Annotated in this window: 3 protein-coding genes and 1 pseudogene; 1 reads left to right on the forward strand and 3 read right to left on the reverse strand. The window is 64.8% G+C overall.

Features of this window, described 5'->3' with window-relative positions:
• Nucleotides 1-146 precede the first annotated feature (146 nt).
• Nucleotides 147-443 carry a barstar family protein gene (locus ACGFYH_RS37290; RefSeq protein ID WP_393807614.1) on the reverse strand — a complete coding sequence of 99 codons (297 nt, stop codon included), beginning with the start codon at nucleotides 441-443 and terminating at the stop codon, nucleotides 147-149.
• Between the two features lie 152 nt (nucleotides 444-595).
• Here ACGFYH_RS37290 and ACGFYH_RS37295 point away from each other — a divergent pair.
• Nucleotides 596-704: pseudogene (locus ACGFYH_RS37295) on the forward strand (IS481 family transposase); the annotation flags it as partial.
• Here ACGFYH_RS37295 and ACGFYH_RS37300 read toward each other — a convergent pair.
• The gene (locus ACGFYH_RS37300) at nucleotides 701-970 is read right to left on the reverse strand and encodes a DNA-binding protein (protein WP_393807615.1); all 270 of its coding nucleotides are present in this window, start codon (nucleotides 968-970) and stop codon (nucleotides 701-703) included. The pseudogene ACGFYH_RS37295 and the gene ACGFYH_RS37300 overlap by 4 nt on opposite strands.
• A gap of 803 nt (nucleotides 971-1,773) precedes the next feature.
• Entirely contained in the window at nucleotides 1,774-2,331 is a 558-nt protein-coding gene (locus ACGFYH_RS37305) for a hypothetical protein (protein ID WP_393807616.1), read from the reverse strand.
• Nucleotides 2,332-2,534 lie beyond the last annotated feature (203 nt).

The following is a 2,534-nucleotide window of genomic DNA, read 5'->3' on the forward strand; positions in this document are numbered from 1 at the left end:
GCAGGCACCGATCGCCTACGAACAGCAGTCAGCTCCCCTGACATTTGCCGCATAACGAAACGAACAGGTGTCCACTCATCGGGGACAAGACCCAAGCTCGCCATCGCCTACGAGGCCGCGCTCCAAGAAGGCGTCCGAAGGGTTCGTCAGGCTGGCCCGTGAACGACGAGTCGGTTCCGCTCGCCATCGAAGATGTCGGCCAGGATGTTGGCCTCCGGTCGGTGCCCGTCAAAGAGACCTTGCTGGTCGACGTGCACGATCAGGATGTCGTGGCTGTCGATCACCTCGGAGATTCCTCGGGTCTCGATCGTGTCCGACCACGCGTCCAGGTTCCGACCGAACCACTCCGGGAGCCCGCACGGCTCGCTCACCGCGTCCCAGAAGCCGTCGAGTGTCTCGATCAGCCGACCGCGCAGGTCAACGATCAGCTCGCTGTCCGTCATCGCAGCAGCCTAACCAGCCTCACCACAGTCGCCCATCGGCCAAAGAGACAGGCTCTAGGCGGCAACGTGGCGACCGGCGTCGAACGACATCCACCCGGCAACTGCCCTGGTCTGCGGCTGCCGCGAACATCGCACCAGGGCTCGCAGGTCCCGCCTCGCGGAACTTCCTCCACACCTACAACCACCACCGCTGCCACACCGCACTCGGCTGGCCACCCGCCCATCAGCCGCGTCAACAACGCTGCGGGTCAATACAGCTAGGCCTTCGCGCGGCGGACGCGGAGCGGCTCGGCCGGCCGGTGCTCGACCGTCGTGCCGCGGTGCGAGGGCTTGTCTTCAGCCATCCGCTTGGCCTCCCACGCCTCGACCTCGGAGAGTGGGAAGAGCACTTGGAGTCCGCTCTTGAAGCCCTGCGGGGCGCGGCCTCGATGGCGGCGGATTCGGATGCCATTCGGGGTGGTCTTCCAGCGCTTGGCCAGATCGGCGACGGTGAGGTGGGGGGAGTCCTCGGCCGGGGGGCTGGTCATGGGATGCCTCGGTTTCGGTGTAGGTGGATCTTGGCGATCACGGCCTGGGTGCGGCGTCGGTTGTGGAGCTCTTCAGCGATGAGCCGCAGCACGGTCGGGCTGGGGTTGGCCGGGTCTCTCTCGATGCGGGTTTCGTTCTAGTGATCCTGGACGACGCGAATGGCGATGATGGCGAGTCGGTTCTCGGCGCATGTCAAGTTCTCACGAGTGGCGTCTCCCCGGTCCACCTATCAAGGCTTATCTGAAAAGCCTATCGACTCGTGTATCAACTAGTCAATCAGATCTATCTCTTCCCAATGCGTGTCACTACTTGCCTGGTGGTCTGTCGCCACTCGGTTCGGATCGATCGCGGCCGGACTGTCGTACCTCATCGTGTACGCATGCCTGTGTTGCGTCTGCCCCACTTGATCACCAAGCGTTTCGAGGCGCCGCTCTGCGTTGACGGCCCCGCACGCGCCAGAGCCAGGCACCGGATGAGGTGTGGGACGAGCGGGCCGCAGAGAAGATCGGACGACGCAGGACCAGCGCACGGGAACAGGTGCCGGTCCGGGTCGTGGTAACGGGCCGGACGGGGGCGCTGCCCGAGCACTGAGACGCTCCAGGCGTCCGGACGGGAAGAACGACGGCGCCGCCCGGGCACCTGGCATGTTCTCCGCAGCCACTCTTACTCGTCGTCCCTGCCGCCTCGAATGGGTTGGCCGGCTCCAGGGAGGGGCACCGACGAAACCCACTGACCTGTGGTTCCTTACTCCTCCGGCATCGGTACTTGCCGTACCCACAGAGATCATTTCCCGTGGAATTGCCTATGCGGCCCCTTCCGCGATGAGCGGGCGGCCGAGATCAGCAAGCGCACGTCGAGGGAAGCCGTCGCGCAGCAATGGCAAGGTGCGGTCGAAGTCATGGAGCAAGCCTCGACCGTCATCGGGCCACAGTCTGGAGTCGGCGATCGGAATGCCGACGTAGGCCCGGCCTGGCGCGTCATCCCAGGTCGGGTCCAGCGCCGTGCCGTCAGGATGCACGACCCAAGCGTGAGGCAGGTAGAAGTCGAGCCCGGCATGCGTGAGGGCGAACCCTTCTGCGTACACCACGCCTTCGTCACGATGGCTCTGGGCGTAGCGGGCCGCATTGCCGTAACAGAGCCGGTCAGGCATGCCGATCAGGTCATCGGGGCTGGGCGTGGGGGTGAACCTGCGGCCGAGGGCCAGCAGGATCTGGAACTGACTCCGGTAGCTCCAACTCTCAGGGCCTCGGTAGGCAGCCTCGGAGAGCTTGGCGTGCTGCCGAATGTGGTCGATGAGGCCATTCTCCGCAACGATGAGGGACGTGGCTTGGACAGTGTCACAGGCACAGCCGTTCGTCATGTCGCCGGTAGTTCTCCAAATCCTTCGCACTGCGGGGGTGCACATCCTCTCCCTATCGCGAGTGTCGTCGGTGCTGAACCAGGTCTTTCGTCGGTGCTCCAGGGAGTTTGAGGTTCCCCCGCAGTGCGGGAGTGGCTGACTAGCTGGTCAGAGCGGGTTGACGTGGTTTCAGGTTCACTTGTTCGGTCGCTGCCTGGTCGGCG

This window comes from Streptomyces sp. NPDC048392, from assembly GCF_043200575.1.
Taxonomy (GTDB): domain Bacteria; phylum Actinomycetota; class Actinomycetes; order Streptomycetales; family Streptomycetaceae; genus Streptomyces.

What these genes read in the sequence shown, in the direction of transcription:
- ACGFYH_RS37290 (WP_393807614.1), bottom strand. Translation starts at nt 443, where the DNA reads ATGACGGACAGCGAGCTGATCGTTGACCTGCGCGGTCGGCTGATCGAG.
- ACGFYH_RS37300 (WP_393807615.1), bottom strand. Translation starts at nt 970, where the DNA reads ATGACCAGCCCCCCGGCCGAGGACTCCCCCCACCTCACCGTCGCCGAT.
- ACGFYH_RS37305 (WP_393807616.1), bottom strand. Translation starts at nt 2,331, where the DNA reads ATGACGAACGGCTGTGCCTGTGACACTGTCCAAGCCACGTCCCTCATC.